Source organism: Bradyrhizobium sp. GW821-FHT12B03, from assembly GCF_058807535.1.
The window spans coordinates 122,989-149,613 of the sequence record NZ_JBXAQU010000020.1 but is presented as its reverse complement, the minus strand read 5'-3'; the positions used below and the strand labels follow the sequence as shown (position 1 = coordinate 149,613).

Genomic DNA, 26,625 nt, shown 5'->3' with positions numbered 1-26,625 from the left:
GCCGTCGATGGCCGGGATCGCGCCGCGCATCCTCTGCATCGGCATCCCCGTGCGCGATCTGACGTTTCGCGTGGAGGCCGTGCCCGCGCGCGGCAGCAAGGCCAACGCCACGCACCTCGCCGAGATCTGCGGCGGCAACGCGCTCAATGCCGCGATCGCGATGGCGCGGCTTGGCGGCCGCGTGGCGTTCGCAGGCCCCATGGGCGACGTGCGCGAGACATCGAGCGGATTCATTCTCGCGCAGATCGCGCAGGAGGGCATCGACACCAGCCCTATCGTGCGCATGGCTGATGTGACCACGCCCGTCTCCGCGATCATGATCGAGCCCTCCGGCGAACGGACACTGACGATCTATCGCGATCCCGGCCTGTGGAACGTGAAGCTGCCCGACGCCGCCGACCTGCTCGCCGATTGTCGGGCGGTTCTGGTCGAGAGCCGCTGTGGTCCGTTTTGCATCGACCTCTGCGCCGAGGCACGCCGGCGCGGCATTCCCGTCATCGTCGGCGTCGACCGCGCGATGTCGTTGCAGGATGGCCTGCTCACGACCGCCTCGCACCTGCTGTTCGCCAGCGAGCAGGTGCAGGAGACGGCCGGCATCGCCGACGACGGCGGGGCCCTGAAGCGCCTGGCGGGGCTGACGCCGGCCTTCCTCGCCGCCACCCGCGGCCCGCATGGCTCGATCTGGCTGAACGAAAGAGGCGAACTGCAGGAGACACCGGCCTACCGGGTTCGGGCAGTCGATACGCTCGGCGCCGGCGATGTCTTCCATGGCGCCTTCACGCTCCGCCTCGCCGAGGGTGCGGGGGTACAGGAGGCGCTGCGATTCGCCGCGGCCGCCGCAGCGCTGAAATGCACCCGCCATGGCGGCGGTCTCGCCGCCCCGCAACGCATTGAAGTTGAAGAGTTTTTACGAGGCGAGCCGTAGAGCGATTCCACTGTTGCGCCGAGAATATGGGCTTGCCGTGGAAGGATTTTCTCTATATCAGGAAAATCCGCCCCCGAAATGGAACAAAGTTCTTCAAATGACTGACCTCGCTGTCCAGATCCCCGAGACCAGCCGCCGCCTCGACGCCATCGACCGCAAGATCCTGATGGTGCTGCAGGACGATGCCTCCCTGTCCGTCGCTGAGATCGGCGACCGCGTCGGGCTGTCCTCGACCCCCTGCTGGAAGCGCATCCAGCGGCTGGAGGCCGACGGCGTGATCATCAAGCGGGTGGCTCTGGTCGACCAGAACAAGATCGGGCTCGGCATCTCCGTGTTCGTCTCGGTGGAGAGCGCCGACCATTCCGACGCCTGGCTGAAGAGGTTCGCTGAAGCCGTCAGCGCCATGCCCGAGGTGATGGAGTTCTACCGGATGGCCGGCGACGTCGACTACATGCTGCGCGTCGTGGTCGCGGACATGCAGGCGTATGACGTGTTCTACAAAAAGCTGATCAGCGCCGTGCCGCTGAAGAACGTCACCTCGCGCTTCGCGATGGAGAAGATCAAGTCGGTCACCGCGCTGCCGATTCCGGCAGTGGTGGCGGCCTGACGCCGGAGTCTTGTTCGACGCGTTTTCTTTGCGCGAACCGGTATACACCTCGCTCGAAAATGCTTTAAGCCGGTTGAAACACCGGCAGCGCGACATGGACCCGCGTGCCCCCGCCGGAGGCTGCGGTAATCTCGATCGTTCCACCATGCGCCTCGACCAGGCTGCGCACGACCGCGAGGCCGAGGCCAGCCCCACCCGTCGCGCGATTGCGTGACTTCTCCAGCCGGTGGAACGGCTCCAGTACGGTCTGGCGCTGATCTTCGGGAATGCCCGCTCCCTCGTCGTCGATCGACACGACGAAGGCGCCGTCCTTCAAGGCCGTCCGCACATGCGCTGCATGACCATACGCAAGCGCGTTGTCGATGATGTTGGCGAGGATACGCCGCAGCGCCAGCCGGTCGCCGAGCACGACGGCATTGCGCGCGCGCTCGTCCGTCACCAGATCGACCGGCTTGCCCTGCACGCGCCGGTCGTGCACCTCGACGGCGATCAGCGCGGCCAGCTCAACCATTTCCTGCGACAGGCCGCCGGCGCCCGCCCGCGTCGACAGCAGCGCGTCGTCGAGCAGCCGGATCATGTCGTCGATATCGGCAACCGCCCGCTGCCGCTCGGCATCGTCGGGGATGTGCTCGACGCGCAGCCGCAGCCGTGTCGCGAAGGTCCGGACGTCATGGGCGATGCCGCCGACCAGCGTCATGCGGGCGCGCAGCATCTCGGCAAGCCGCCCCTGCAGGCGGTTGAACGCGGCGATGACGGCGCGGATCTCCGGCGCGCTGCGCCGCGCGTCCGCCAGCTTCGGCGGATCGGCCGACAGGTCGACGCGATCGACCGCTGCGGCAAGCTGCGCCAATGGCCGCGTCTCGCGCTGCATGACCAGCAGCGCGAGCAGCGCCACGATCGATCCGAACAGGCCCGCGCCGAAGCCGACCGGCAGGCCGAGTGGCGTCACCGGAAGTCGCGTATAGGCATCGACGATCAGCAACTCGCCGCCGCGCAGTCCGATGCGGAATTCGATCGCATTGGCCATCAGCCGCGCGATGCGGGGAAACAGGCGCGCGACGCGGTGATCGGGCGGCGACACGATCTCGACCGGGCGACCGGCAAGACCGGCCGCATAGGTCTCGCGCAATTGTCGCTGCTGCTCCGGCGTCTCGCCGCTGACCGGCGCGCCCGACGGCACGATCCGCACCATGAACTGCGGCGAGGACACCGCATCGAGCACGGCCTGGCGTGACCCTGCGGCCGTCCGCTCGACGAGTGTTGCCAGCGCATCGAGGCGCGCCGGCGACGGCCGCGTCAGCTCGTTCTCGTGCACACTGGTCCGGTAGAAGATCGCGACGACCACGGTGAGCACCACCGTGAATCCGATCAGCCCGATCAGCGCCAGCCGGGCCGCAAGCGTCACGCGCAACATCACGACACCTGCTTGACGGCAGCGGTGAACAGGTAGCCGCCGTTGCGCACCGTCGTGATCAGGCCGGAGCCGGGGCTTGCGCCATCGAGCTTCTTGCGCAGCCGCGAGATCAGCATGTCCACGGTGCGGTCGAACGGCTCGGCCGAGCGCCCGCGGGTCCAGTCGAGGATCTGGTCGCGCGTCAGCACCCGGCGCGGGCGCTGCACGAAGCAGCCGAGCAGGTCGAACTCGGCGCTGGTCAATTGCAGCGCCGGCGTCTCGGCGTCGACCATCTCGACGCTGCGCGCATCGAGATCGATCACGAAGCGGTCGAACGCAAAGCGCCGGACCAGCGGCTTGGCCGGCGCCCCGTTGGCACGGCGCAGGATGGCGCGGACGCGCGCCAGCAGCTCGCGCGGCCCGAACGGTTTCGTCAGATAGTCGTCGGCCCCCATCTCGAGGCCGACCACCCGATCGATCTCATCGCTCTTGGCGGTCAACATCAGGATCGGGAGGGTGTCGTCGGCGCGCAGCCGGCGGCAGATCGAAAGCCCGTCCTCGCCCGGCAGCATCAGGTCGAGGATGATCAGATCGGGCCGCAGGCGCTGGAGCATCGCGTCCATCGCCTTGCCGTCGGCGACGCAGGCGACCTCGAACCCCTCGCGCCGCATGAAGTCGGCGACGAGGCGGCTGATCTCGGGATCGTCCTCCACCATGAGAATCGTGGCTGGGTGCGCATTCATCGCCGCATTTTTGGACGACGGCACGCGCCGCGCAAGGGCGCGGGCGCCGTTGTTACATAGTGTTACACGGGGCCGACAAAGCCATAACAATCGTTTCGTCCCTGCAATGCCGCGCAGACGTCTCCGCCCCAGTCTCCTCCGCATGGCTCCCGTTCACGGCAGCCCCACAAGGAGACGATCATGAACAAGTTCTTCCTCACCTCCCTCGTCATCGGCGTCCTGTCGGTTGCCGCCGCGGCCGACGCCAATGCCTGGACCCGGACGGCGACCGGCTCCGGTCCGCGCGGCACCTCCAGCGTCACCGCGACCGGCAGTTGCGCCAATGGCAGCTGCACGCGCAACGTCACGCGCACCGGCCCCGCCGGCAACACCTACACCCGCACCGGCACGATCTCGCGCTGAGAAGCGGGCAAGGCCGTCGCCGCGTTCGCCCCACGCGGCGGCGGCCTGTTTCACCAGATCAGAAAGGACGAACACCATGCCATCGGCTTTCCGTCGCCTCTCATTTCCGCGGGCCGCAATCATCGTCGCGCTCGACGTCGCGGCCTCGACATCCGCATTCGCCCAGAGCCAGTTGCAGACGCAGATCACGCCGCAAATGCGCAGCGAAGCGAGGGCGGTCATGCAGGCCTGCCGCGCCGATTACGACCGGCTTTGCAGCGACGTCGCGCCGGGAGGCGGACGTATCCTCGCCTGCCTGCAATCCCATGCCGGCCAGCTCACCGCGACCTGCGCGCAAACGCTGCCCCGCGCGCAGGCGCTGCGAGACGGTGCCGTCAGCGCTGGCGTCGCGCCGAAATAGGAGAGTGCCGTGGGCTACGCTTCATTCCTGCTCGATCCGACGCTCAGGCGCGTGATCCTGGCAACGGCGATCGGCCTGATGCTGCTGGAATACGGCATCGGCCGGCTTGCAGACCGCGAGACCCACGACTGGCGCGAAAGCGTGGCGTCGTTCGGCGTCGCATTGGGACAGAACGTGCTGCGCGCGATCGAGGCCGGCCTTCTCGCGGTGCCGTTCGCCTTTCTCTACGAGCACCGTCTGTTCGACTTCGCGCAAACGAGCCCGCTCGCGCTTGCAGGATTGTTCATCGGCAGCGAGTTCCTCTACTACTGGCAGCACCGCGCCTCGCATCGCATTCGCTGGATGTGGGCGACGCATGCGGTGCATCACTCGACGACGCGGCTGAACCTGACGGCGGCGATCCGGCTCGGCTGGACCGGCAACATCTCCGGCAACTTTCTCTTCTTCCTGCCGCTGGCGCTGATCGGCTTTCATCCCGTCGCGATCGTCGCGATGCTGGGGATCAACCTGCTCTACCAGTTCTTCATCCACAGCGACTTCGCACCGAACCTCGGCGTGCTCGAATGGCTCCTCAACACGCCGAGCCATCATCACGTGCACCACGCCTGCAACGAGCCCTGCCTCGACAAGAACTACGGCGGCATCCTGATCGTGTTCGACCGCCTGTTCGGCACCTTCGCCGAGCGGCCCTCGGACCAGCAGCTCCGGTTCGGACTCGTCGGCGGCACGCCTTCGTTCAACCCGGTCCGGATCGCGCTCGGCGAATGGATCGCGATGCTGGACGACGCCTGGAAGGCCCGGGGGCCAGGCGCGAAGCTCCGCGCCCTGTTCGGCCCGCCGGGAGGCTGACCGCGCGCAGACGCTCAGATCTTCTGATTGTACTCGCCGACTTCGGGATGGGTGCGCAGCACGCTGTTCACCATCTCGAACATGTCGTGCATGCGCTGCTCGGAGACCGGGCTCTCGACCACGACGACGAGCTCGGGCTTGTTGGAGGAGGCCCGCACCAGGCCCCAGCTGCCGTCCTCGACCGTGACGCGCACGCCATTGACGGTGACGAGATCGCGGATCGCCTGTCCCCCGATCCTGGCGCCCTTCGCCTGCAGGCCTTCGAAGTGCTTCACCACCTTGTCGATGACGCCGTATTTGACCTCGTCGGCGCAATGCGGCGACATGGTCGGCGACGACCAGGTCTTCGGCAGCGCGTTCTTCAGATCCGCCATCGACTTGCCGGGCGCGCGGTCGAGCATGTCGCAGATCGCGAGCGCCGAGACGAGGCCGTCGTCGTAGCCGCGGCCATACGGCTTGTTGAAGAAGAAGTGGCCGGACTTCTCGAAGCCCGCGAGCGCGCCGGTCTCGTTGGTGCGGCGCTTCATGTAGGAATGGCCGGTCTTCCAATAGGTGGTCTTGGCGCCCTGCTTCTGCAGAACCGGATCGGTGATGAAGAGGCCGGTCGATTTCACGTCGACGATGAAATGCGCGTCCTTGTGGATCGCCGACATGTCGCGCGCCAGCATCACGCCGACCTTGTCGGCAAAGATCTCCTCGCCCGTGTTGTCGACGACGCCGCAGCGATCGCCGTCGCCGTCGAAGCCGAGGCCGACATCGGCCTTGTGCTGCAGCACCGCGTCGCGGATCGCGTGCAGCATCTCCATGTCTTCGGGATTCGGATTGTATTTCGGGAAGGTGTGGTCGAGCTCGGTGTCGAGCGGGATCACCTCGCAGCCGATCGCCTCCAGCACCTGCGGCGCGAACGCGCCGGCGGTGCCGTTGCCGCAGGCCGCGACCACCTTGAGCTTGCGCTTCAGCTTCGGACGGCTGGTGAGATCGGCGATGTAGCGCGCCGGATAGTTCTCGTGGAACTGGTAGGAGCCGCCGGCCTTGTTCTTGAACTCGGCGCCCAGCACGATCTCCTTCAGCCGCGTCATCTCGTCGGGGCCGAAGGTCAAGGGACGGTTGGCGCCCATCTTCACGCCGGTCCAGCCATTGTCGTTGTGCGAGGCCGTGACCATGGCGCAGCAGGGCACGTCGAGGTCGAACTGGGCGAAATAGGCCATCGGCGTCACCGCAAGGCCGATGTCGTGCACCTTGCAGCCCGCCGCCATCAGGCCGGAGATCAGCGCGTATTTGATCGAGGCCGAATAGCCGCGGAAATCATGGCCGGTGACGATCTCTTGGCTGACGCCGAGCTCGGCGATCAGCGCGCCCAGCCCCATGCCGAGCGCCTGCACACCCATCAGGTTGATTTCCTTCTGAAACAGCCAGCGCGCGTCGTACTCACGAAAACCAGTCGCCTTCACCATCGGCTCGGACTCGAAGGCATATGTGTTGGGCAGCAATACGGATTTCGGCTTGGGGAACATTGAGACGGTCTCGTGAAAATGACGGGAATTGATGCAGCCTTAGCGAATGCCGGGCCGCAGCGGAAGGCGGGATTGGCGCCTTATGGATGATAATTGCGGCAGTTTGGTAACGGGGAAATCTGGCCGCGAGAACGATCGCAACGGAGACGCTTTTTGAAATATACGGTCGCAGGGGCCCTTGGGAGACCCTTACTGCTCCAGCACCATCTGGCCGTTGGCGTACTCGAAGCGCTTCAAGCGGGACAGGAAGGAGAGGCCGAGCAGGTTTTCGGACAGCGCCTCGTCCGGCAGCACCATGGCATCGACGTCGCGCACGATGAGGCCGCCGACCTCCAGCATGGCGATGCGGGTGCGGGCGGCCTTGATGGTGCCGTTGGCGGTGGAGACGGTGGCGTTGTACTCGCTGCGCGAGGGACGCAGGCCAAAGCGGGCGGCCGAGGTCTCGTTCAGCGCAACCACGGAGGCGCCGGTGTCGACCATGAAGCCGATGCGCTGGCCTTCGATGCGGCCCTCGGTCTGGAAATGACCGCGGCCGTCGCGGCCAATGGCGAGGCTGCGGCCACCGGCCGGCGCCGCCGTCGCGACTGCGACCGTCGTGCGCGGCGCTGACGTGGCGGACGCGGAGCTCATCCTGTCCGCCATCTGCGCCATGAAGGTGCCGAGACCGATCATGATGGCCGCGAAGATCATTATGTTACGCATCACACCACTTCCGAGCCGGAAAGCTCGATTTCACCACGCGACACGACCGTCCGCGAGCGCCGCCGCGGCTGAGCCATTGCCATTTTGACGAAAAGAATGAGCGGACGGTTAATACGGGTTCGTGATTTCTCAGGTGCCGCGCGGTTTGACCCGCCGGGTCGGCAGGGCATTCGCCGGATCTTCCGGCCAGGGGTGGCGCGGGTAGCGGCCACGCAGGTCGGAGCGTACCGCACTGTAGCTGCCGCGCCAGAAGCCCGGGAGATCGCGCGTCACCTGCACCGGACGCTGCGCCGGCGACAGCAGCTCCAGCACCAGCGGCACCTTGCCGGCTGCGATCGACGGATGGGTGTTGAGGCCAAACAATTCCTGGAGCCGCACCGCGATGGTCGGGCCCTGCTCGGCCTCGTAATCGATCGCGAGAACGGTGCCGGTCGGCGCTTCGAAATGCGTCGGCGCCTCGCGCTCGAGCCGCGCGCGCATCTCCCACGGCAGCAGCGCCATCAGCGCGTCGGAGAGATCGCCGGGCGAGATGTCCTTGAGCGCGATCTTGTCGTAGAGCGCGGGCACCAGCCAGTCGTCGCGCCGCGCGATCAACCCGTCGTCGGACAGATCAGGCCAACTATCGCCCTCGGCCTTACGCAAGAACATCACGCGGTCGCGCCATTGTTTGGCGGCCTTCGACCAGGGCAGCCGGTCGAGGCCCGCGGCGATCAACCCATCGGCAAAGATGCGCGCGGTCTCCTCCGAGGGCGACACAGCCAATGTCGCCTCAGACAGTGTGATCGCATGCAGGGCGCGCTTGCGCCGTGCACGCAGCGCCATGGCGCCGCGATCAAAGGTGATCTCGTCGACACTTTCGATATGCTCGGCGAAATGCCGCTCGATCTCGTCCTGCGTGATTTGCGCGGCGAGCAGAATGCGGCCGCTCGCCGCCGTGCCCGTCATCTCGCCGATCGCGATATAGGGTGCGCGGGCGAGCGAGGAGGTCTGCTCGACGGCGGCGCCGCGGCCGTTGGCGAGCACGAAACTGCCATTGCCGCGATTGCGCGCGACGCGGTCCGGGAAGGCATAGGCGAGCATCAGGCCGGTCGAGAGATCATCCGGCTCGCCCGCCTTCTCCGAGGCCGCCACCTGCGAGGCCCAGCGTCGGGCGAGGTCGCGCGCACTCGACGCGCGCGGCGAACGATCGCGGCGGAACTGGTCGCGCCGGTGTTCGAGATCGGCGCTGTCGCCCCCCAACCCGCGCTCGGTGAGGATGGCCGCGATCTCGGCGGCGGCTTCGCCGCTGCCTGCGCGATGCGAATCCACGATCATGCGCGCCAGCCGTGGCGGCAGCGCCAAAGCGCGCAGGCTCTTGCCTTCGGCGGTGATGCGGCCATCGTCGTCCAGCGCGTTGAGCTCGGACAGAAGGCTCTTGGCTTCCTTCCAGGCCGGCTGCGGCGGCGGGTCGAGGAACGACAGCGCCGCAGGGTCAGCAACGCCCCATTGCGCGAGATCGAGCACCAGCGAGGACAGGTCGGCACTTAAAATTTCCGGCTGGGTGTAGGGCGCGAGCGAAGCGGTCTGCGGCTCGTCCCAGAGCCGGTAGCAGATGCCGGGCTCGGTGCGGCCGGCGCGGCCACGGCGCTGGTCCGCCGCCGCGCGCGAGACGCGCACGGTCTCAAGCCGGGTCAGGCCGATATCGGGCTCGTAACGCGGCACACGGGCAAGGCCGGAATCGACCACGATGCGCACACCTTCGATGGTGAGCGAGGTCTCCGCGATCGAGGTCGCCAGCACCACCTTGCGCGTGCCCCTCGGCGCCGGCGCGATGGCGCGATCCTGCACGGCGGCGTCGAGCGCGCCGAACAGCGGCACGATCTCGATGCTGGCATCCTGCACGCGCTCGCTGAGAAAGTTCTGGGTGCGGCGGATTTCGGCGGCGCCGGGCAGGAACGCCAGCACCGAACCACTGTCGGCGCGAAGGGCAGACGCGATCGCTTCCGCCATCTGCCGCTCCACCGGCGCATCCACCTTGCGGCCGAGATAGCGCGTCTCGACCGGAAAGGCACGGCCCTCGCTTGCGACGACCGGCGCCTCCCCGAGCAGCTTTGCGACGCGGGCGCCGTCGAGCGTGGCCGACATCACGAGGATGCGGAGATCCTCGCGCAAACCCAGTTGCGCGTCCCGCGCCAGCGCCAGGCCCATGTCGGCGTCAAGCGAGCGCTCGTGGAATTCGTCGAACAGGACGGCGGCAATGCCGGAGAGTTCGGGATCGTCCATGATCTGGCGGGTGAAGATGCCTTCGGTCACGACCTCGATGCGGGTCGCGCGCGATATTTTCGAGCCGAACCGGACGCGATAGCCGACGGTCTCGCCGGCGCGCTCGCCGAGCGATTTGGCCATGCGATCGGCGCTGGCCCGCGCCGCGATGCGCCGCGGCTCCAGCACGATGATCTTCTTAGCCTTGGCCCAGGGCGCATCGAGCAATGCCAGCGGCACGCGCGTGGTCTTGCCGGCGCCGGGCGGGGCCACCAGCACGGCGGCATTGTGCGCCTCCAGCGTGCGCGAGAGGTCGTCGAGCACGGCATCGATCGGGAGGGGCGTGTCGAAGCTGCGGGGCAAGAAATGATCCGGTCGTCATGCCCGGGCTTGTCCCGGGCATCCACGTTCTTTCATCTGGCAGTGAACAAGACGTGGATGGCCGGGACAAGCCCGGCCATGACGGTTTTAGGTCGACAACAACGTGTGGCGATCAGCCCTGTGCCGACGGGCGGCCGATACTCTCATAGGTGAAGCCGGCCGCACGCATGTCTTCGGGGCGAAAAATGTTGCGGAGATCGACGACGACGGGCTGGGCCATGGTCGCCTTCAGCCGGTCGAGATCCAGCCCGCGGAACTGCACCCATTCGGTGACGACGACCAGCGCATCGGCACCTTGCGCGCAGGAATAGGCGTCCTCGCAATAAATGATGCTCGGCAACTCGCTCTTGGCCTGCTCCATGCCGACGGGATCGAAGGCTTTCACCTTCGCGCCCATGTCGATCAGGCCGGTGACGAGCGGAATCGACGGCGCATCGCGCATGTCGTCGGTGTCGGGCTTGAAGGTGAGGCCGAGCACGGCGATGGTCTTGCCGCGCAGCGAACCACCGAGCGCCTGGCTGACCTTTCGCGCCATCGCACGCTTGCGGTTCTCATTGACCGCCAGCACGGATTCGACGATGCGCAAGCTCACGTCATAATCCTGCGCGATCTTGATCAGCGCCTTGGTGTCCTTCGGGAAGCACGAGCCGCCGAAGCCGGGACCGGCGTGCAGGAACTTGGTGCCGATGCGGTTGTCCAGGCCAATGCCGCGCGCGACCTCCTGCACGTTGGCGCCGACCTTTTCGGAGAGGTCCGCGATCTCGTTGATGAAGGTGATCTTGGTCGCGAGGAACGCGTTGGCGGCGTACTTGATCATCTCGGCGGTGCGGCGTTCCGTGAACATCAGCGGCGCCTGGTTCAGCGACAGCGGACGATAGATGTCGCCCATCACCTTGCGGCCGCGCTCGTCGGAGGTGCCGACCACGACGCGATCGGGGAACTTGAAATCGCGGATCGCCGCGCCCTCGCGCAGGAATTCGGGATTGGAGGCGACGACGACGTCGGCCTTGGGGTTGGCCTCACGGATGATGCGCTCGACCTCGTCGCCGGTGCCGACAGGCACGGTGGACTTGGTCACCACGACGGTGAAGCCGGACAGCGACTGCGCGATCTCTTTCGCGGCGGCGTAGACGTAGGACAGATCGGCGTGACCGTCGCCGCGGCGCGACGGCGTTCCGACCGCGATGAAGACGGCGTCGGCATCCGCCACCGGCTTCGACAGGTCGGTGGTGAAGTCGAGCCGCTTGGCCTTGACGTTGCTTGCGACCAGCTCGTCGAGGCCCGGCTCATAGATCGGGATCTCGCCGCGATGAAGGGCCGCGATCTTCTTCTCGTCCTTGTCGACGCAGGTGACGTCGTGACCGAAATCCGCAAAGCAGGCCCCGGACACCAGTCCCACATAGCCCGTTCCGATCATCGCGATGCGCATGAAAAACCCTGTCTTGGCTTGGTTAACGAAACCTCAATTCGAGGCGGTTTAGCACTTTCCTGGGGCGAGGGAACAGTCCGCATGCAAAAATCCGGCACGCGACTTGAACCGGTAAAGAAATCGTAAACCGCAAGGCCCCACACTGCATCACGCCCGCACAGAGCCGGGCGGAACACGCCTCGAAACGGGACACCATGGCACCATCAGGCACCATCGCGGCACAGGGAGGCGTTAACGCCTCGGCCGCCGCGCGTGTCGACTGGGTCGATTATGCCAAGGGCATCTGCATCATCATGGTCGTGATGATGCATTCGGTGCTGGGGGTCGAGCTCGCTGCCGGCGAAACTGGTTTCATGCATGTTCTGGTGGCCTTTGCAAAGCCGTTCCGGATGCCGGATTTCTTCCTGATTTCGGGCCTGTTCCTGCCATTGGTGATCGATCGATACTGGCGAACCTATCTCGACCGCAAGGTCGTGCATTTCGCCTATTTCTATGTCCTCTGGGTGACAATCCAGTTCGGCTTCAAGGCCCCCGCCCTCGCGGCTGAATCCAGCTGGCGCGACGCGGGCCTCTTGTACCTGGAATCCTTCATCGAGCCATTCGGCACGCTGTGGTTCATCTATCTGCTGCCGATCTTCTTCGTCGTCACAAAACTGACACGGCGAATCCCGCCGCTGGCGATCTGGCTGGTGGCCGCCGCACTGGAGACCGCGCGCATCACGACCGGCTGGACCGCGATCGACGAGTTCTGCGCGCGCTTCGTCTATTTTTATTCCGGCTATCTGTTCGCGCCGTACGTGTTCATGCTGTCGGATCGCGCGCGCAATCGACCTGCGCTGGCGGTTGCGGCGCTCGGGACCTGGGCACTGGTCAATGCCGGCCTCGTTGCGGTTGGCGCGAGCGAATGGAAGATGGTGTCGCTCGTGCTCGGCTTTGCCGGTGCCTGCGCCATCATCACCATGGGCACGCTGCTTGCGAACGCGCATCGCCTCAACTTCCTGCGCTTCTGCGGCGAGCATTCGATCGTGATCTATCTCGCCTTCTTCCTGCCGATGGCGGCGACACGGACGCTGCTGCTGCGCACGGGCATCATTCCAGACATCGGTGCGGTGTCGCTGATCGTGACCGTCGCCGGCGTGCTCGGATCGCTCGCGATCTGGCAGGCCGCGTTGCGGCTCGGCGCCAATTTCCTGTTCGAGCGGCCGGATGCATTCTGGATCGCGCCGAAGAAGGCGGGGGCGGTGCTGCAGGCAGCGGAGTAGCCACGCTGTCGGTGTCGTCGCCCGGCTTGACCGGGCGACCCAGTACGCCGAGACGCCAGTGATTGAGCCGAGAAGCCGCGGCGTACTGGATTCCCCGCTTTCGCGGGGAATGACAGCGGGGGATAGCTGCGCCAGCGCCCTAAAAACTCCCCACCCCAGGCTGTCAAACCTCGCAAAAATTCATACATTGCGGCCATGCCCAAAACATCGCCGAAGACCTCCGCCAAAGCCGACACCAAGCCCGTTGCTGCGACAGCTGCTGCCAAACCCGTCGCGGCGAAAGCCGCCGGCAAGGGCGACCACATCTTCCTGGTCGATGGTTCCGGCTACATTTTCCGCGCCTATCACGCGCTGCCGCCGCTGAACCGCAAGTCGGACGGCTTGCAGGTCAATGCCGTGCTCGGCTTCTGCAACATGCTGTGGAAGCTGCTGCGCGACATGCCGGCCGACAACCGGCCGACGCATCTCGCCATCGTGTTCGACAAGTCGGAAGTGACGTTCCGCAACAAGATCTATCCCGAGTACAAGGCGCACCGGCCGCCGGCGCCTGACGATCTGATCCCGCAATTCGCGCTGATCCGCGAGGCCGTGCGCGCCTTCGACCTGCCCTGCCTGGAACAGGGCGGCTTCGAGGCCGACGATCTCATTGCGACCTATGCGCGCGAGGCCAGCGAGCGCGGCGCCACCACGACCATCGTGTCCTCAGACAAGGATTTGATGCAGCTCGTGAACGACAAGATCACGATGTACGACACCATGAAGGATCGCCGCATCGGCGTCCCCGAGGTGATCGAGAAGTTCGGCGTGCCGCCGGAGAAGGTGGTCGAGGTGCAGGCGCTGGCCGGCGATTCCACCGACAACGTGCCGGGCGTACCGGGCATCGGCATCAAGACCGCGGCGCAGCTGATCGTCGAATATGGCGACCTCGAGCAGCTCCTGTTCCGCGCGACCGAAATCAAGCAGCCGAAACGGCGCGAGGCGCTGATCGAGAACGCCGAGAAGGCGCGGATCTCGCGCCAGCTCGTGCTGCTCGACGACAAGGTGAAGCTGGAGGTGCCGCTGGACGATCTCGCGGTCCACGAGCCCGATGCACGCAAGCTGATCGCCTTCCTGAAGGCGATGGAATTTTCCACGCTGACACGCCGCGTCGCCGATTATTCGCAGATCGATCCTGCCAATGTCGATGCGGATGCGGCGAACAGCAGCGAGGCACGCGGCAAGACCGCCGACGGCGCCACGAAGGCCAAATCGTCCGATACATCAGGCGATCTCTTCGGTACCCCCGCCGCGACGGCAATGGGCGGCGACAAGGGCGACAAATCGGCCAGCATCAAGGGCGCGCCGATCTCGCTCGCAGCCGCGCGCGAAGAGGCGCTGCGCAAGCTTCCGGTCGACCGCGACAAGTACCAGGCGATCAAGGCGCTCGCCGAGTTGAACGCATTCATCGCCCGCATCCATGATAGCGGCCATGTCGCGATCGAGCTTCGGGGAAATTCGATCGATCCGATGCAGGCCGACCTCTGCGGCGTTGCGCTGGCGCTCGCGCCGAACGATGCCTGTTACGTGCCGCTGGCGCACAAGCAGTCCGGCGGCGGCGCCGGCCTGTTCGATGCCGGCCTCGCACCGGACCAGGTCAAGCACGCGGATGCGATCGAGGCGCTGCGGCCGGTGCTGGAATCATCTGGCATCCTCAAGATCGGCTTCGACGTCAAATTCACCGCCGTGATGCTGGCGCAGCACGGCATCACGCTGCGCAACATCGACGATGCCAAGCTGATCTCCTACGTGCTCGATGCCGGGCGGGGTTCGAATGAACTTGCCTCACTCGCCGAGCACTGGTTCGGCCACGCCATGCTGAAGGAGGGTGAGCTGCTCGGCAGCGGCAAGGGCAAGATCACATTTGACCAGGTGCCAATCGACAAGGCCGCGCCGCTGTCGGCAGAAGGCGCCGACGTGGCCCTGCGGGTCTGGCGCGTGCTGAAGCCGCGCCTCGTCGCCGAGCACATGACCACGGTCTACGAGACGCTGGAGCGGCCGCTGGTCTCTGTGCTCGCGCGCATGGAGCGACGCGGCATCTCGATCGACCGCCAGGTGCTGTCGCGTCTGTCCGGCGACTTCGCCCAGACCGCGGCCCGCGTCGAGGCCGAGATCCAGGAGATCGCGGGCGAGCCGGTCAATGTCGGCAGCCCCAAGCAGATCGGCGACATCCTGTTCGGCAAGATGGGACTCTCCGGCGGCACCAAGACCAAGACCGGCGCGTGGTCCACCACCGCGCAGGTGCTCGACGAGCTCGCCGAGCAGGGCCACGATCTTCCGAAGAAGATTCTGGAATGGCGCCAGGTCTCGAAGCTGAAATCGACTTACACCGACGCGCTGCCTGAATACGTCAATCCGCAGACCCATCGCGTCCACACCACCTACGCGCTGGCCGCGACCACCACGGGCCGGCTGTCGTCGAACGAGCCGAACCTTCAGAACATCCCTGTTCGTACCGAGGACGGCCGGAAAATCCGCCGCGCCTTCATCGCGACATCAGGGCACAAGCTGGTCTCCGCCGACTATTCGCAGATCGAGCTGCGATTGCTGGCGGAGATCGCCGACATTCCGGTGCTGAAGCAGGCGTTCAAGGACGGGCTCGACATTCACGCCATGACGGCGTCCGAAATGTTCGGCGTGCCGATCAAGGGCATGCCGAGCGAAATCCGCCGCCGCGCCAAGGCGATCAATTTCGGCATCATCTACGGCATCTCGGCGTTCGGCCTCGCCAACCAGCTCGGCATCGCGCGCGAGGAAGCATCGGCCTACATCAAGAAATACTTCGAGCGCTTCCCCGGCATCCGCGCCTACATGGACGAGACGCGCGACTTCTGCCGGCAACATGGCTATGTCACCACGCTGTTCGGCCGCAAGTGCCACTACCCCGACATCAAGGCCTCGAACGCCTCGGTGCGTGCCTTCAACGAGCGCGCCGCGATCAACGCGCGGCTCCAGGGCACCGCCGCCGACATCATCCGCCGCGCCATGACGCGCGTGGAGGACGCACTCGCCGAGAAGAAGCTCTCCGCGCAGATGCTGCTCCAGGTGCACGACGAGCTGATCTTCGAGGTGCCGGACGCCGAGGTCGAGAAGACGCTGCCCGTCGTGCAGCACGTCATGCAGGACGCGCCGTTCCCGGCGGTGAGCCTGTCGGTGCCGCTGCATGTGGACGCGCGCGCGGCGAACAACTGGGACGAGGCGCATTGATGCTTTCGTCGTCCCGGCGAAGGCCGGGACCCATAACCACAGGACCGCGTTAGGCGAAGATTGCCCACTACGATCTCGCGTCCCCACTTCTCCCTGGGGGTATGGGTCCCGGCCTTCGCCGGGACGACACTGAGGTGGGACGCGGGCATCGAATTGTCCTCCGAGCAATTGTGCGATGGCCCGGCGGCGGGGCGCATATTAGAACCGGGTCATCCTCCGCACCGGTTCACCCATGCCCCACACATCCGCCCTGCTCGGCTTCGCCCTCGTCTCTCTCGGCCTCGTGCTTACGCCCGGGCCGAACATGATCTACCTGATCTCGCGCTCGATCACGCAGGGGCCGGCGGCGGGCATCGTTTCGCTCGGCGGCGTGGCGCTGGGCTTCGTGTTCTACATGCTGTGCGCGGCGTTCGGCATCACCGCGCTGTTGCTCGCCATTCCCTTTGCCTATGACGCGCTGCGCTTTGCCGGCGCCGGCTATCTGCTGTGGCTGGCCTGGCAGGCGGTGAAGCCGGGCGGACGCTCGCCGTTCCAGGTGAAGCAGCTTGCGATCGACAGCCCGCGCAAATTGTTCGCGATGGGCTTCGTCACCAACCTGCTCAATCCGAAGATCGCGATGCTGTACCTCGCGCTGCTGCCGCAGTTCATCGATCCCGCCGCCGGCAGCGTGCTGACGCAGTCGGTGGTGCTGGGCGCGATCCAGATCGCGATCAGCGTCAGCGTCAACGCCATGATCGCGCTCGCCGCCGGATCGATCGCGCTGTTCCTGGCGAACCGGCCGAGCTGGATGCTGATACAGCGCTGGCTGATGGGCACGGTGCTGGCCGGGCTTGCGGTCAGGATGGCGGTGGAAGCGAAGAAGGTGTGAGTTTTTCTCTTACCCTCCCCTGGAGGGGGAGGGTCGCTGGGCATGCAGCAACGCGGAATGCACAGCGGGGTGGGGTGATCTCTCCCCACGGGCACTGTTCGACGCGGAAAGACCTTCACCCCACCCCGCTCGCGCTTCGCGCGATCGACCCTCCCCCTCCAGGGGAGGGTAAGAGCGCCCCTCAATCCAGCTTCGCCTCCATCCCCCGCTTCACGGCCGGGCGCGCCATCAGGGCCTCGTACCAGCGCTTGACGTTGGGGAAATCAGCCAGATCAACCTTGTGGCGAGGGTGGCGCCAGGCCCAGCCCAGGATGGCAAAATCGGCAACCGAGAGGTCCCCGGCGACGAAGTCGTGGTCCGCCAGCCGGCGGTCCAGCACGCCGTAGAGCCGGCGGGTCTCGGCCATGTAGCGCTTCAGGCCGTAGGCGCGGTCCTGCTCGTTCTCGAGCGCGATGAAATGGTGCACCTGGCCGGGCATCGGGCCGAAGCCGCCCATCTGCCACATCAGCCATTCGTAGACGGGAATGCGCGCCGAAAGCGATTTCGGCAGGAATTTGCCGGTCTTTTCACCGAGATAGAGCAGGATCGCGCCGGACTCGAAGATGCTGACCGGCTTGCCGTCGGGGCCCTCGGGGTCGACGATCGCAGGGATCTTGTTGTTGGGCGAGAGCTTGAGGAACTCCGGCGCCATCTGCTCGCCCTTGGTGATGTTCACCGGGATCACCTTGTAGGGCAGCCCCATTTCCTCCAGCGCGACCGAGATCTTGCGGCCATTCGGCGTATTCCAGGTGTGCAGCTCGATGGTCATGCGTCGTTTCCTTCCCCAAGAGGCTCGAGCCCTCACCTACTCCAGAAGGTTGCGACCCCACAACCGGCGGTCCGGGATGGCCGATCCCTGTTGACGGGGGACGCTCCCTCTGGAATGTCGCGGCCGTCGCGGATAAATTCCGCCACTTCCAAAAACGCTCCCGAGGGACCGCCGTGTCGAAATCAGCCTCCCGCGCCCGCCTGTTCGAAATCATCCGCCGGCGCTCCTTCGGCCGCGGCGAGGTGACGCTCGCGTCGGGCCGCAAGAGCGATTTCTACTTCAACCTCAAGCCGACCATGCTCGACCCCGAGGGCGCGACCCTGCTCGCCGAGCTGACCTACGAGGCGCTGAAGGACGACAATCTCGATTTCATCGGCGGGCTCGAGATGGGGGCGGTGCCGCTCGCCGGTGCGCTGGCGCAGATCTCCTGGATCAAGGGCCATCCGATCGCGGCCTTCTTCGTGCGCAAGAAGCCGAAGGAGCATGGTGCCAAGCTCGCGATCGAAGGCCTGCCCAAAGGCGAGACGCTTGCCGGCAAGCGCGTCGTGATCGTCGAGGACGTCACCACGACGGGCGGCTCGGCGATGAAAGCGGTGGAATCCGTGCGCGAGACCGGCGCCGAGGTGGTGCTGGTGCTGACCATGGTCGACCGCGAGGAAGGCGCGACCGACACCTTCGGTGCGGCCGGCCTGCCGTTCCGCGCGCTGTACAAGGCGTCGGAATTCTTGAAGGCGTGAGACAGCTCTCGTGTCCCGGACGCGGCGCGGCACGAAGTGACGCGACGCTGAACCGGGACCCAGACTGTCGCGAGCATGGGCCCCGGCTCTGCAGCGCATCACGCCGCGAAGGGCGGCGCGCTGCGCAGCGTCCGGGGCACGAGAGTTCGCCAGGAACTGCTCCCTCAACCGCTCATTTACCATCCCGCTCTATGGTGAATCATGTGCCAAGACCTCGCTGGTCGCGGCCCGGTTCAGTAGCGTCGGGTGGAGTAAGCGTTGCGTACAGTCATGTCCCATGCGCGCCAGCGGCGTCGCGCGATGCTTGTGGCCGCCACCCTGGCAGCACCGCTGCTTGCAGCGCCCGCCCCGGTTTCCGCCGAAGGCCTGTTCGACTTCTTCTTCGGCGGCATGCAGCAGCAGCGGCCGCAGCGCGAAGTGCCGCAGCAGGCGAACTCCTACGCCGATCCCTTCACCGGCCAGCAGAATGCCGCAACCCCGCAATATGTGCCGCCGACACGCCCGGCGGCGGCCGGCGGCTCGGGCCCGGCGTTCTGCGTGCGCAGCTGCGACGGCAAATATTTTCCGCTGATGCGCGGCCTCGCCTCGCCCGCCCAGATGTGTCAGGCGTTCTGTCCTGCCAGCACGACAAAGGTCTATTTCGGCTCCTCGATCGACGGCGCCGCGTCGCAGACCGGCGAGCGCTACGCCGACAGCGAGAACGCGTTCGCCTATCGCAAGGCGCTGCGTTCGGACTGCACCTGCAACGGCCGCGAGCCGGTCGGCCTCGCCCCGGTCGATCTCGCGCTGGATTCGTCGCTGAAAGCCGGTGACGTGATCGCCACCACCGACGGCCTCGTCGCCTATACCGGCGTGCGCCTCGGCATGGACCAGACCGCGGAGTTCACGCCGGTCGCCTCCTATCCCGGCCTCACCGCGCAGGTTCGCGCCCGCCTCGGCGAGATGAAGGTGGCCCCGGTGCGCGCGGAGACGGTGTCGGCGGATGCTCCGGCGGCCGAGATCGTGCGTGAGGCGCTGCCTGACGTGACGGTGCCCAAGACGCAGGGGAAGTCCGCGAAGCGGGCTGGGCTGGATTAGTTCAGTCTCGTGTCCCGGACGCGGCGCGGCATGCAATGACGCGACGCTGAGCCAGGACCCAGAATGCCTCGCCAGTGGGCCCCGGCTCTGCAGCGCACCTCTGACTGGACGATGCTTCGCATCGCCAGGGAAGCGCTGCGCTGCGTCCGGGGCACGAGACTACCTCCCGATAATCACCCCGATCACATTCGGCGCCGCCAGATATTTCTCCTCGATCGCCGCGCGGGCGGCGGCACGATTTTCTGCCGTGAGCAAGCCGCGCTTCTCGGCTAAAATCATCCAGCAAAAACCCCACCAGTCGGTCAGCATGCCCTGATCGCCAACGAGGTCATAACCCTGCTCGGCCGCGAAGATGCGCGCATGCGCTTCGTCCAGCGTGTCGAGAAACAGGTGATCCTCGACCGAGAACAGGTCGTCGCTGATGTCGTCGATGGTGTAGCCCCAGATCGACTGGCACACCGCGTTGAACTCGCGGTCGAACTGGTCGTCATCAACCGCGTGGCGCCGCGCCGCCTGATGCAGCCGCGACAGCGAGCGCGCGAAATCGGCGATCCGGGTGAGGGCAAACTGGTCAAAGGCAATGGTGGACATGTAGTCCTCGTGAAGTCGGACAGACCCTAGATATTGTGTCGGCAACGCGCCGAATCACAATGATATATCAAAGACTTGCTAAAGTGTTCTTAATTTGTTCTGATGCTTCTGCAGTGTCGTCCCGGCGAAGGCCGGGACCCATAACCACCGCCGTCGGACATCATCGGAAATGGGTGCCCAGCAATGAATGCACCAGCCGTGTATTACGTCTACATCCTCGCGAGCCGGCGCTACGGCACGCTATACATCGGCGTCTGCAACGACATCAGTAACCGACTTACATTGCACCGCTCGGGTCGCGGTTCGAAGTTTGTCAAAAAGTATGGTGTTACGCGGCTCGTCTATGCCGAAACCTACGCCTCGCCATCCGAAGCCATTACGCGCGAGAAGGCGCTGAAGGAGTGGCAACGTGATTGGAAGATTCGTTTGATCGAGCAAGAAAATCCTGATTGGCGCTATCTCTCGCATCTGCTCTGACAGCGGTGGTTATGGGTCCCGGCCTTCGCCGGGACGACACTGTTTTTGTGGCAGGCGATCGTCCTCACACCGCCGACATCAACCTGTCCCCGCACGCATTCGCGTAAAACTTGCCGCCGCATTGGCGCTTGATCGCGGCGCAGCGGGCGGCTGGCGTTGCGTTTTGCGGGACGGTGAAGCCGCAGCTCAAGCCGTCGGCGCTGCGGCCGGATTTGCCAGCGGCAAACGCAGCGCTCGAGGCGGTGATGCAGACGACGAGCAGCGCCGCAGCGGCAATTTCGATCAGCAGTCGCATCAGCAGTCCCATGGGGTGTCTCCTCCACACTGATGGCTGAATTGGCCGCCATTCTAGCACCAAATCCGCGTTTCTCCGTGCTCGTCCGGGTTCCCAAATCGGCCCGTTCCTTGCATAAATTTGCGCCAGCGCAGTGCACGGCCGCACCGGCGACAGTTCCGGTGCAGGGGCAAGGCGCGTAGAGTTAGTGGTGTTTCTGTCGACCAGGAAGTGACGGCTTTGCAAGATCAATCGTTCCAGCCCAGTTTGCCCGCGTCCGGTCAGCCCATCGACGAACTCGCGCTGGCTGAGATCAAAGGCGCGATCCTGGCGAAGCTGCGCCTTGCCATCGGCAAGGACGCGGGCATGGCGACCAGGCACGACTGGTACCAGGCCGCGGCGCTGGCGCTGCGCGACCGCATCGTGCATCGCTGGCTCACGGCCGAGAAGCACAGCTACGATGCGGGACGCAAGCGCGTCTATTATCTCTCGCTCGAATTCCTGATCGGCCGTCTCTTCACCGACGCGCTGAACAATATGGGGCTCTTGAAGATCTTCGAGGTCGCACTCGGCGATCTCGGGGTTTCACTTCCCGAGTTGCGCAAATGCGAGCCGGATGCGGCGCTCGGCAATGGCGGCCTGGGGCGGCTCGCCGCCTGCTTCATGGAGAGCATGGCGACGCTGTCGATCCCCGCGATCGGCTACGGCATCCGCTACGATTACGGCCTGTTCCGCCAGATCATCAATCAGGGCTGGCAGCAGGAATATCCGGACGAATGGCTCGGCTTCGGCAATCCCTGGGAATTGCAGCGGCCCGAGGTGATCTACGACATCAATTTCGGCGGCGGTGTCGAGCATGTCGACGACAAGGGCCGCGACCGCGCGATCTGGCATCCGTCCGAGACCGTGCAGGCGCTCGCCTATGACACGCCGATCGTCGGCTGGCGCGGCCAGCACGTCAATGCGCTGCGGCTGTGGTCGGCGCGCTCGCCCGATCCGCTGAAGCTCGACGCCTTCAACAAAGGCGACTACGTCAGCGCCAGCGCCGAGCAGTCGCGCGCGGAGGCGATCTGCAAATTCCTCTATCCGAACGACGAAAGCCCGGCGGGCCGCGAGCTGCGCCTGCGCCAGGAATATTTCTTCGTCTCGGCCTCGCTCCAGGATCTCATCAAGCGGCACCTGTCGTCCGACGGCCAGCTGCGCAGCCTGTCGTCGAAGGTCGCGGTCCAGCTCAACGACACCCATCCGAGCCTCGCCGTCACCGAGCTGATGCGGATTCTGATCGACCTGCACAATTTCCGCTGGGACGAGGCCTGGAAAATCACGGTCGCCACCCTCTCCTACACCAATCACACGCTGCTGCCAGAGGCGCTGGAGACCTGGCCGGTCGAGCTGTTCGAACGGCTGCTGCCGCGGCATCTCGAGATCATCTACCGAATCAACGTCCAGCATCTCGCGCTCGCCGAGGCACGCGCGCCCGGTGACATCGATTTCCGCGCCTCGGTCTCGCTGATCGACGAGAGGAGCGGCCGCCGCGTTCGCATGGGCCAGCTCGCCTTCGTCGGCTCGCATCGCATCAACGGCGTCTCGGCAATGCATTCCGACCTGATGCGCGAGACGGTGTTCCACGATCTCAACCATCTCTATCCCGGCCGCATCACCAACAAGACCAACGGCATCACCTTCCGTCGCTGGCTGATGCTGGCGAACCCGAAGCTCACCGACCTGTTGCGCGAGACCTGCGGCGACGCCGTGCTCGACGATCCCACCCAGCTCTCGCTGATCGAGGCGCGCGCCAGCGACGTCGAATTCCAGAAGAAATTCCGCGCCGTCAAGCACCACAACAAGACGGCGCTGGCGCGGCTGATCGGCGAACGGCTCGGCATCAAGGTCGATCCCGGCGCGCTGTTCGACGTACAGATCAAGCGTATCCACGAATACAAGCGCCAATTGCTCAACGTCATCGAGACGGTCGCGCTGTACCAGTCGATCAAGGACGATCCCAACGGCAACTGGGTGCCGCGGGTGAAGATCTTCGCCGGCAAGGCGGCAGCGAGCTACCGCTACGCCAAACTGATCATCAAGCTGATCAACGACGTCGCGGAGGCCGTCAACAACGATCCCGCGATCGGCGGCAAGCTCAAGGTCGTCTTCCTGCCCGACTACAATGTCAGCCTTGCGGAAGTGATCATTCCCGCCGCCGATTTGTCCGAGCAGATCTCGACCGCCGGCATGGAGGCTTCCGGCACCGGCAACATGAAGCTGTCACTCAACGGCGCCCTCACCATCGGCACGCTCGACGGTGCCAATATCGAGATCCGCGACCATGTCGGCGCGGAGAACATCGCGATCTTCGGCATGGAGGCCGGCGACGTCATGATCCGTCGCAAGCAGGGGCTGGATGCCTCCGACGTGATCCGCAATTCGCCAAAGCTCCAGCGCGCCATCAACGCGATCGGCGCCGGCGAGTTCTCGCCCGGCGATCCCGGCCGCTTCGAATCCATCGCGCACGCGCTGCGCTATCTCGACCATTACATGGTCAGCGCCGATTTCGATTCCTATTACGAGGCACAGCGCAGCGTCGATGCCCGTTGGCAGGTGGCGCCGGCCTGGACGCGCGCCTCGATCCTCAACGTCGCCCGCATGGCGTGGTTCTCGTCCGACCGCACCATCCGCGAATACGCCGAGGAGATCTGGAACGTGCCGGTGAACCCGACCACGCCGCTGCTGCCGAATTTGCGCGACGCCGCGGGCTGATTTTCCGCGGCGCGGAAGCGGCGTTACCTGCGAGGTTATTGCACCTCGCCGCGGGGATAATGATATGATCGTCATCATCCCTGGGAACGGTGCCGGTGAAGGCAGACATCGTCATCCCAAGCACCGTCATTGCGAGCGCAGCGAAGCAATCCAGACTGTCTCCGCGGAAAGACTCTGGATTGCTTCGCTGCGCTCGCAATGACGGCCGGGGAGACATCGAGGGCCAATAATGCACGCCAAGCTCCCGCACCCGTTCGACGACGCCACCCGCATCACCGCCGGTGATTCCAGCTGGCAGGGGCACACCAGCGACGATTACTGGGCCTTTGTCGGGCCGTTCGGCGGCGTCACGGCCGCAACCATCCTCCGCGCGCTGATCGAGCATCCGCAACGCGCCGGCGAACCGCTGGCGCTCACGGTCAATTACTGCGCGCCGATCGCCAAGGGCGCGTTTGACCTGGACGTGCGGCTGGTGAAGGCCAACCGCTCCAGCCAGCACTGGAGCGCCGAACTGTCGCAGGGCGGCGGCGAGGTCGCAACGCTCGCCACCGCCGTGTTCGCCGAGCGCCGGCCGTCCTGGGAGCACAGGGTGGCGCAATATCCGGATGCCAAGCCGTTCGAACAGACGTTGCCATTCCCAAAGATCTCGGCGTCCTGGGCCAACCAGTATGAATTCCGCTTCGTCGAAGGCGAGATGCGGATCGGCCCGCCGCAGACCGAGCTTGCCAGCACTTACTCAAAGATCTGGATCAGCGACCGCACGCCGCGCAAGCTCGACATGCTGTCGCTGATGTCGATGTCGGACGCCTTCTTCGGCCGCATCTTCCACGCCCGGCGCGAGCTGGTGCCGTTCGGCACGGTGTCGCTGACGACGTATTTCCACACCGACAGCGAAGAGCTCGCCACCGAGGACATCACGTGCGTGCTGGCGACCGTGGATTCGAAGGTCATGCACAAGAGCTACGCCGACCAGAACGCCGAGCTGTGGTCGCCGAACGGAAGGCTGCTCGCGACGACGACGCAGATCGCGTATTTCAAGGCGTGAGCGTTCTCCCCAGCGTCGTCCCGGCGAAGGCCGGGACCCATAATCACAGGGCGGGGTTTGGCGAAGACTTGTAGTGACGTCTTCTTCGCCGGTACTTGCACCGCACTCCCTCGATAAATCACGCCGTGGGTCCCGGCCTACGCCGGGACGACACCGAGTGTGTGGCTTGTGCCCGTACTCACAAGCGCCACAAAACAAAAAGGGCGGCCTTGCGGCCGCCCTTTTCAATCTAAAGCGCTGCGATCTCACTCCGCCGCGAGCTTCACGTCCGGAGCGGCCGCCCGCACCTCGGCGTCGACCTGGGCTTCGAACTTGGCGAAGTTCTTCTGGAACATGCCGACCAGTGCACGCGCGGTCTTGTCGAACTCGTCCTTGTCCTTCCAGGTGTTGACCGGATTGAGGATCTCGCTCGGCACGCCGGGCAGCGCGGTCGGGACCGCGAAGCCGAAATACTTGTCGGTGCGGAATTCGACGTTGCGAAGCGAGCCGTCGAGCGCGGCGGTGAGCAGCGCGCGCGTCACCTTGATCGGCATGCGCGAGCCGACGCCGTACTTGCCGCCGGTCCACCCCGTGTTGACCAGCCAGCAATCGACATTGTGCTGGGCGATCAGGTCGCGCAGCATGTTGCCGTAAACGCTGGGGTCGAGCGGCAGGAAGGGCGAGCCGAAGCAGGTCGAGAATTCCGGCTGCGGCTCGTTGCCGAGACCGCGCTCGGTGCCCGCGACCTTGGCGGTGTAGCCGGACAGGAAGTGGTACATCGCCTGTGCCGGCGAGAGTTTTGCGATCGGCGGCAGCACGCCGAAGGCATCGGCGGCGAGCATCACCACGTTCTTCGGCTGTGGCGCGCGGCCGGTCCGCGAGGCGTTCGGGATGAAGTCGAGCGGGTAGGCCGAACGCGTGTTCTCGGTCTTGGAGCCGTCGTCGAAATCGACGACGCGGGTGTCCTCGTCGAGCACGCAGTTCTCGAGTACCGCGCCGAAGCGGGTCGAGGCCGCGTAGATCTCCGGCTCGGCTTCCTTCGACAGCTTGATGCACTTGGCGTAGCAGCCGCCTTCGAAATTGAAGACGCCGTTCGGGCCCCAGCCGTGCTCGTCGTCACCGATCAGCGTGCGGTTCGGATCGGCCGACAGCGTGGTCTTGCCGGTGCCCGAGAGGCCGAAGAAGATCGCGGCATCGCCCTTGGCGCCGACATTGGCCGAGCAATGCATCGGCATCACGCCGCGCTCGGGCAGATAGTAGTTCAGCGTGGTGAAGACCGACTTCTTCATCTCGCCGGCATAGTAGGAGCCGCCGATCAGCACGATCTTGCGGGCGAAGTCGATCGCGACGACGTTCTCCGACTTGCAGCCATGGCGCTTCGGATCGGCGCGGAAGCTCGGCATGTCGATGATCGTGAGCTCGGGCGTGAAAGTCGACAGCTCGATCGCCTCGGGGCGGATCAGCAGCGTGCGGATGAACAGCGAGTGCCAGGCGAGCTCGGTGAAGACGCGGGTCTTGATCCGGTAGGCCGGATCGGCGCCGCCGTAGAGATCCTGCGCGAACAGGCTCTTGCCTTCGGCGTGCTTGAGGAAGTCCTGATAAAGCGTCTCGAACTGCTCCGCGGTGATCGACTGGTTGCCGGCCCACCACATCTTCTTGTCGGTGGCGGCGTCACGCACCGTGAACTTGTCCTTGGGGCTGCGGCCGGTGAACTCGCCGGTGTCGGCGCACAGCGCGCCGTCGGCAGACAGCACCGCCTCGCCCGCGGAGAGCGAGTATTGATAGAGTTGCGGCGCACCCAGGTTCCAGTGAACCCGCTTGAGATTCTTTAAGCCGAACTTGTCAGCGCCGAAGGCACCGTTGCGCACGCCCGTCTCTTGCACGAAAAATCCTCCTAGAACCCGCGACACATAGCGCGACC

At 65.5% G+C, this 26,625-nt stretch carries 24 protein-coding genes; 14 read left to right on the top strand and 10 right to left on the bottom strand.

Translation table 11 applies throughout. The features are described 5' to 3' along the window. The first annotated feature begins 7 nt into the window (after positions 1 to 7). Together AC1RUR_RS30690 and AC1RUR_RS30685 are read left to right on the top strand one after the other, a co-directional pair. Positions 8 to 925 (top strand): sugar kinase, encoded by a 918-nt coding sequence (locus AC1RUR_RS30690; RefSeq protein ID WP_492851013.1) that lies wholly within the window; start codon positions 8 to 10, stop codon positions 923 to 925. Positions 926 to 1,022: 97 nt separating this feature from the next. After that, positions 1,023 to 1,532: an Lrp/AsnC family transcriptional regulator gene (locus tag AC1RUR_RS30685; RefSeq protein ID WP_492851011.1), complete on the top strand. Its 510-nt coding sequence runs from the start codon at positions 1,023 to 1,025 to the stop codon at positions 1,530 to 1,532. A 64-nt stretch (positions 1,533 to 1,596) separates the two neighbouring features. On the opposite strand, the gene AC1RUR_RS30680 is transcribed toward AC1RUR_RS30685, so the two are convergent. Together AC1RUR_RS30680 and AC1RUR_RS30675 are read right to left on the bottom strand one after the other, a co-directional pair. Then, positions 1,597 to 2,946, bottom strand: coding sequence for a sensor histidine kinase (locus AC1RUR_RS30680; protein WP_492851009.1), 1,350 nt, complete (start codon positions 2,944 to 2,946; stop codon positions 1,597 to 1,599). Continuing rightward, positions 2,946 to 3,668: a response regulator gene (locus AC1RUR_RS30675; protein WP_492851007.1), complete on the bottom strand. Its 723-nt coding sequence runs from the start codon at positions 3,666 to 3,668 to the stop codon at positions 2,946 to 2,948. The genes AC1RUR_RS30680 and AC1RUR_RS30675 overlap by 1 nt, the downstream gene beginning before the upstream one ends. Before the next feature lie 180 nt (positions 3,669 to 3,848). Between AC1RUR_RS30675 and AC1RUR_RS30670 the strand changes: the two genes are divergently transcribed. The 3 genes from AC1RUR_RS30670 to AC1RUR_RS30660 all read left to right on the top strand — a co-directional run bounded on the left by AC1RUR_RS30670 (position 3,849) and on the right by AC1RUR_RS30660 (position 5,319). Further along, positions 3,849 to 4,070: a hypothetical protein gene (locus AC1RUR_RS30670; RefSeq protein WP_492851005.1), complete on the top strand. Its 222-nt coding sequence runs from the start codon at positions 3,849 to 3,851 to the stop codon at positions 4,068 to 4,070. 76 nt (positions 4,071 to 4,146) lie between these two features. Next, positions 4,147 to 4,470 (top strand): cysteine rich repeat-containing protein, encoded by a 324-nt coding sequence (locus AC1RUR_RS30665; protein WP_492851003.1) that lies wholly within the window; start codon positions 4,147 to 4,149, stop codon positions 4,468 to 4,470. A gap of 9 nt (positions 4,471 to 4,479) precedes the next feature. Next, positions 4,480 to 5,319 (top strand): sterol desaturase family protein, encoded by an 840-nt coding sequence (locus tag AC1RUR_RS30660; protein ID WP_492851001.1) that lies wholly within the window; start codon positions 4,480 to 4,482, stop codon positions 5,317 to 5,319. Positions 5,320 to 5,333: 14 nt separating this feature from the next. Here the strand turns inward: AC1RUR_RS30660 and AC1RUR_RS30655 are convergent, their stop codons facing one another. The 4 genes from AC1RUR_RS30655 to AC1RUR_RS30640 all read right to left on the bottom strand — a co-directional run bounded on the left by AC1RUR_RS30655 (position 5,334) and on the right by AC1RUR_RS30640 (position 11,586). Further along, a complete protein-coding gene (locus AC1RUR_RS30655) occupies positions 5,334 to 6,833 on the bottom strand; it encodes a phosphomannomutase/phosphoglucomutase (protein ID WP_492850999.1) in 1,500 nt (499 codons plus the stop codon). A 189-nt stretch (positions 6,834 to 7,022) separates the two neighbouring features. Beyond that, positions 7,023 to 7,535, bottom strand: a complete 513-nt coding sequence (locus tag AC1RUR_RS30650) for a TIGR02281 family clan AA aspartic protease (protein ID WP_492850997.1) — start codon at positions 7,533 to 7,535, stop codon at positions 7,023 to 7,025. A 129-nt stretch (positions 7,536 to 7,664) separates the two neighbouring features. After that, positions 7,665 to 10,139: an ATP-dependent helicase HrpB gene (gene hrpB, locus AC1RUR_RS30645; RefSeq protein WP_492850995.1), complete on the bottom strand. Its 2,475-nt coding sequence runs from the start codon at positions 10,137 to 10,139 to the stop codon at positions 7,665 to 7,667. Positions 10,140 to 10,269: 130 nt separating this feature from the next. Continuing rightward, on the bottom strand, positions 10,270 to 11,586 hold the full coding sequence (locus AC1RUR_RS30640) for a UDP-glucose dehydrogenase family protein (RefSeq protein WP_492850993.1): 1,317 nt from the start codon (positions 11,584 to 11,586) through the stop codon (positions 10,270 to 10,272). A 194-nt stretch (positions 11,587 to 11,780) separates the two neighbouring features. Between AC1RUR_RS30640 and AC1RUR_RS30635 the strand changes: the two genes are divergently transcribed. The 3 genes from AC1RUR_RS30635 (at position 11,781) to AC1RUR_RS30625 (ending at position 16,959) form a co-directional block, all read left to right on the top strand. Beyond that, entirely contained in the window at positions 11,781 to 12,848 is a 1,068-nt protein-coding gene (locus AC1RUR_RS30635) for an acyltransferase family protein (protein ID WP_492850991.1), read from the top strand. A gap of 195 nt (positions 12,849 to 13,043) precedes the next feature. Then, the gene (polA, locus tag AC1RUR_RS30630) at positions 13,044 to 16,091 is read left to right on the top strand and encodes a DNA polymerase I (protein ID WP_492850989.1); all 3,048 of its coding nucleotides are present in this window, start codon (positions 13,044 to 13,046) and stop codon (positions 16,089 to 16,091) included. A 232-nt stretch (positions 16,092 to 16,323) separates the two neighbouring features. Next, the gene (locus tag AC1RUR_RS30625) at positions 16,324 to 16,959 is read left to right on the top strand and encodes a LysE family translocator (RefSeq protein ID WP_492850987.1); all 636 of its coding nucleotides are present in this window, start codon (positions 16,324 to 16,326) and stop codon (positions 16,957 to 16,959) included. A 181-nt stretch (positions 16,960 to 17,140) separates the two neighbouring features. On the opposite strand, the gene AC1RUR_RS30620 is transcribed toward AC1RUR_RS30625, so the two are convergent. Next, the gene (locus tag AC1RUR_RS30620) at positions 17,141 to 17,767 is read right to left on the bottom strand and encodes a glutathione S-transferase family protein (RefSeq protein ID WP_492850985.1); all 627 of its coding nucleotides are present in this window, start codon (positions 17,765 to 17,767) and stop codon (positions 17,141 to 17,143) included. Between the two features lie 173 nt (positions 17,768 to 17,940). Here AC1RUR_RS30620 and pyrE point away from each other — a divergent pair, with 173 nt between their 5' ends. Next, complete coding sequence (gene pyrE, locus AC1RUR_RS30615) at positions 17,941 to 18,504, top strand: orotate phosphoribosyltransferase (protein WP_492850983.1); 564 nt, start codon at positions 17,941 to 17,943, stop codon at positions 18,502 to 18,504. A 300-nt stretch (positions 18,505 to 18,804) separates the two neighbouring features. Continuing rightward, entirely contained in the window at positions 18,805 to 19,581 is a 777-nt protein-coding gene (locus AC1RUR_RS30610; protein ID WP_492850981.1) for a DUF2865 domain-containing protein, read from the top strand. A gap of 159 nt (positions 19,582 to 19,740) precedes the next feature. Here the strand turns inward: AC1RUR_RS30610 and AC1RUR_RS30605 are convergent, their stop codons facing one another. Next, entirely contained in the window at positions 19,741 to 20,172 is a 432-nt protein-coding gene (locus tag AC1RUR_RS30605; RefSeq protein WP_492850979.1) for a hypothetical protein, read from the bottom strand. Between the two features lie 183 nt (positions 20,173 to 20,355). Here AC1RUR_RS30605 and AC1RUR_RS30600 point away from each other — a divergent pair, with 183 nt between their 5' ends. Next, positions 20,356 to 20,649 (top strand): GIY-YIG nuclease family protein, encoded by a 294-nt coding sequence (locus AC1RUR_RS30600; protein ID WP_492850977.1) that lies wholly within the window; start codon positions 20,356 to 20,358, stop codon positions 20,647 to 20,649. A gap of 64 nt (positions 20,650 to 20,713) precedes the next feature. Here AC1RUR_RS30600 and AC1RUR_RS30595 read toward each other — a convergent pair whose 3' ends face one another. Then, entirely contained in the window at positions 20,714 to 20,956 is a 243-nt protein-coding gene (locus AC1RUR_RS30595) for a hypothetical protein (protein WP_492850975.1), read from the bottom strand. Between the two features lie 207 nt (positions 20,957 to 21,163). Here AC1RUR_RS30595 and AC1RUR_RS30590 point away from each other — a divergent pair, with 207 nt between their 5' ends. The 3 genes from AC1RUR_RS30590 to AC1RUR_RS30580 all read left to right on the top strand — a co-directional run bounded on the left by AC1RUR_RS30590 (position 21,164) and on the right by AC1RUR_RS30580 (position 24,725). Further along, a complete protein-coding gene (locus AC1RUR_RS30590) occupies positions 21,164 to 23,680 on the top strand; it encodes a glycogen/starch/alpha-glucan phosphorylase (protein ID WP_492850973.1) in 2,517 nt (838 codons plus the stop codon). 64 nt (positions 23,681 to 23,744) lie between these two features. Beyond that, positions 23,745 to 23,882 (top strand): hypothetical protein, encoded by a 138-nt coding sequence (locus AC1RUR_RS30585; protein ID WP_492850971.1) that lies wholly within the window; start codon positions 23,745 to 23,747, stop codon positions 23,880 to 23,882. Positions 23,883 to 23,909: 27 nt separating this feature from the next. Next, entirely contained in the window at positions 23,910 to 24,725 is an 816-nt protein-coding gene (locus AC1RUR_RS30580) for an acyl-CoA thioesterase (protein WP_492850969.1), read from the top strand. 245 nt (positions 24,726 to 24,970) lie between these two features. Here AC1RUR_RS30580 and AC1RUR_RS30575 read toward each other — a convergent pair whose 3' ends face one another. After that, complete coding sequence (locus AC1RUR_RS30575; protein WP_492850967.1) at positions 24,971 to 26,587, bottom strand: phosphoenolpyruvate carboxykinase; 1,617 nt, start codon at positions 26,585 to 26,587, stop codon at positions 24,971 to 24,973. Between the last annotated feature and the right edge of the window lie 38 nt (positions 26,588 to 26,625).

What these genes read in the sequence shown, in the direction of transcription:
- AC1RUR_RS30610 (WP_492850981.1), top strand. Translation starts at nt 18,805, where the DNA reads ATGCTTGTGGCCGCCACCCTGGCAGCACCGCTGCTTGCAGCGCCCGCC.
- AC1RUR_RS30635 (WP_492850991.1), top strand. Translation starts at nt 11,781, where the DNA reads ATGGCACCATCAGGCACCATCGCGGCACAGGGAGGCGTTAACGCCTCG.
- AC1RUR_RS30585 (WP_492850971.1), top strand. Translation starts at nt 23,745, where the DNA reads ATGATCGTCATCATCCCTGGGAACGGTGCCGGTGAAGGCAGACATCGT.
- AC1RUR_RS30680 (WP_492851009.1), bottom strand. Translation starts at nt 2,946, where the DNA reads ATGTTGCGCGTGACGCTTGCGGCCCGGCTGGCGCTGATCGGGCTGATC.
- AC1RUR_RS30625 (WP_492850987.1), top strand. Translation starts at nt 16,324, where the DNA reads ATGCCCCACACATCCGCCCTGCTCGGCTTCGCCCTCGTCTCTCTCGGC.
- AC1RUR_RS30665 (WP_492851003.1), top strand. Translation starts at nt 4,147, where the DNA reads ATGCCATCGGCTTTCCGTCGCCTCTCATTTCCGCGGGCCGCAATCATC.
- AC1RUR_RS30670 (WP_492851005.1), top strand. Translation starts at nt 3,849, where the DNA reads ATGAACAAGTTCTTCCTCACCTCCCTCGTCATCGGCGTCCTGTCGGTT.
- AC1RUR_RS30675 (WP_492851007.1), bottom strand. Translation starts at nt 3,668, where the DNA reads ATGAATGCGCACCCAGCCACGATTCTCATGGTGGAGGACGATCCCGAG.
- polA (WP_492850989.1), top strand. Translation starts at nt 13,044, where the DNA reads ATGCCCAAAACATCGCCGAAGACCTCCGCCAAAGCCGACACCAAGCCC.
- AC1RUR_RS30650 (WP_492850997.1), bottom strand. Translation starts at nt 7,535, where the DNA reads ATGCGTAACATAATGATCTTCGCGGCCATCATGATCGGTCTCGGCACC.
- AC1RUR_RS30580 (WP_492850969.1), top strand. Translation starts at nt 23,910, where the DNA reads ATGCACGCCAAGCTCCCGCACCCGTTCGACGACGCCACCCGCATCACC.
- AC1RUR_RS30640 (WP_492850993.1), bottom strand. Translation starts at nt 11,586, where the DNA reads ATGCGCATCGCGATGATCGGAACGGGCTATGTGGGACTGGTGTCCGGG.
- AC1RUR_RS30595 (WP_492850975.1), bottom strand. Translation starts at nt 20,956, where the DNA reads ATGGGACTGCTGATGCGACTGCTGATCGAAATTGCCGCTGCGGCGCTG.
- AC1RUR_RS30655 (WP_492850999.1), bottom strand. Translation starts at nt 6,833, where the DNA reads ATGTTCCCCAAGCCGAAATCCGTATTGCTGCCCAACACATATGCCTTC.
- AC1RUR_RS30685 (WP_492851011.1), top strand. Translation starts at nt 1,023, where the DNA reads ATGACTGACCTCGCTGTCCAGATCCCCGAGACCAGCCGCCGCCTCGAC.
- AC1RUR_RS30605 (WP_492850979.1), bottom strand. Translation starts at nt 20,172, where the DNA reads ATGTCCACCATTGCCTTTGACCAGTTTGCCCTCACCCGGATCGCCGAT.
- AC1RUR_RS30620 (WP_492850985.1), bottom strand. Translation starts at nt 17,767, where the DNA reads ATGACCATCGAGCTGCACACCTGGAATACGCCGAATGGCCGCAAGATC.
- AC1RUR_RS30600 (WP_492850977.1), top strand. Translation starts at nt 20,356, where the DNA reads ATGAATGCACCAGCCGTGTATTACGTCTACATCCTCGCGAGCCGGCGC.
- AC1RUR_RS30690 (WP_492851013.1), top strand. Translation starts at nt 8, where the DNA reads ATGGCCGGGATCGCGCCGCGCATCCTCTGCATCGGCATCCCCGTGCGC.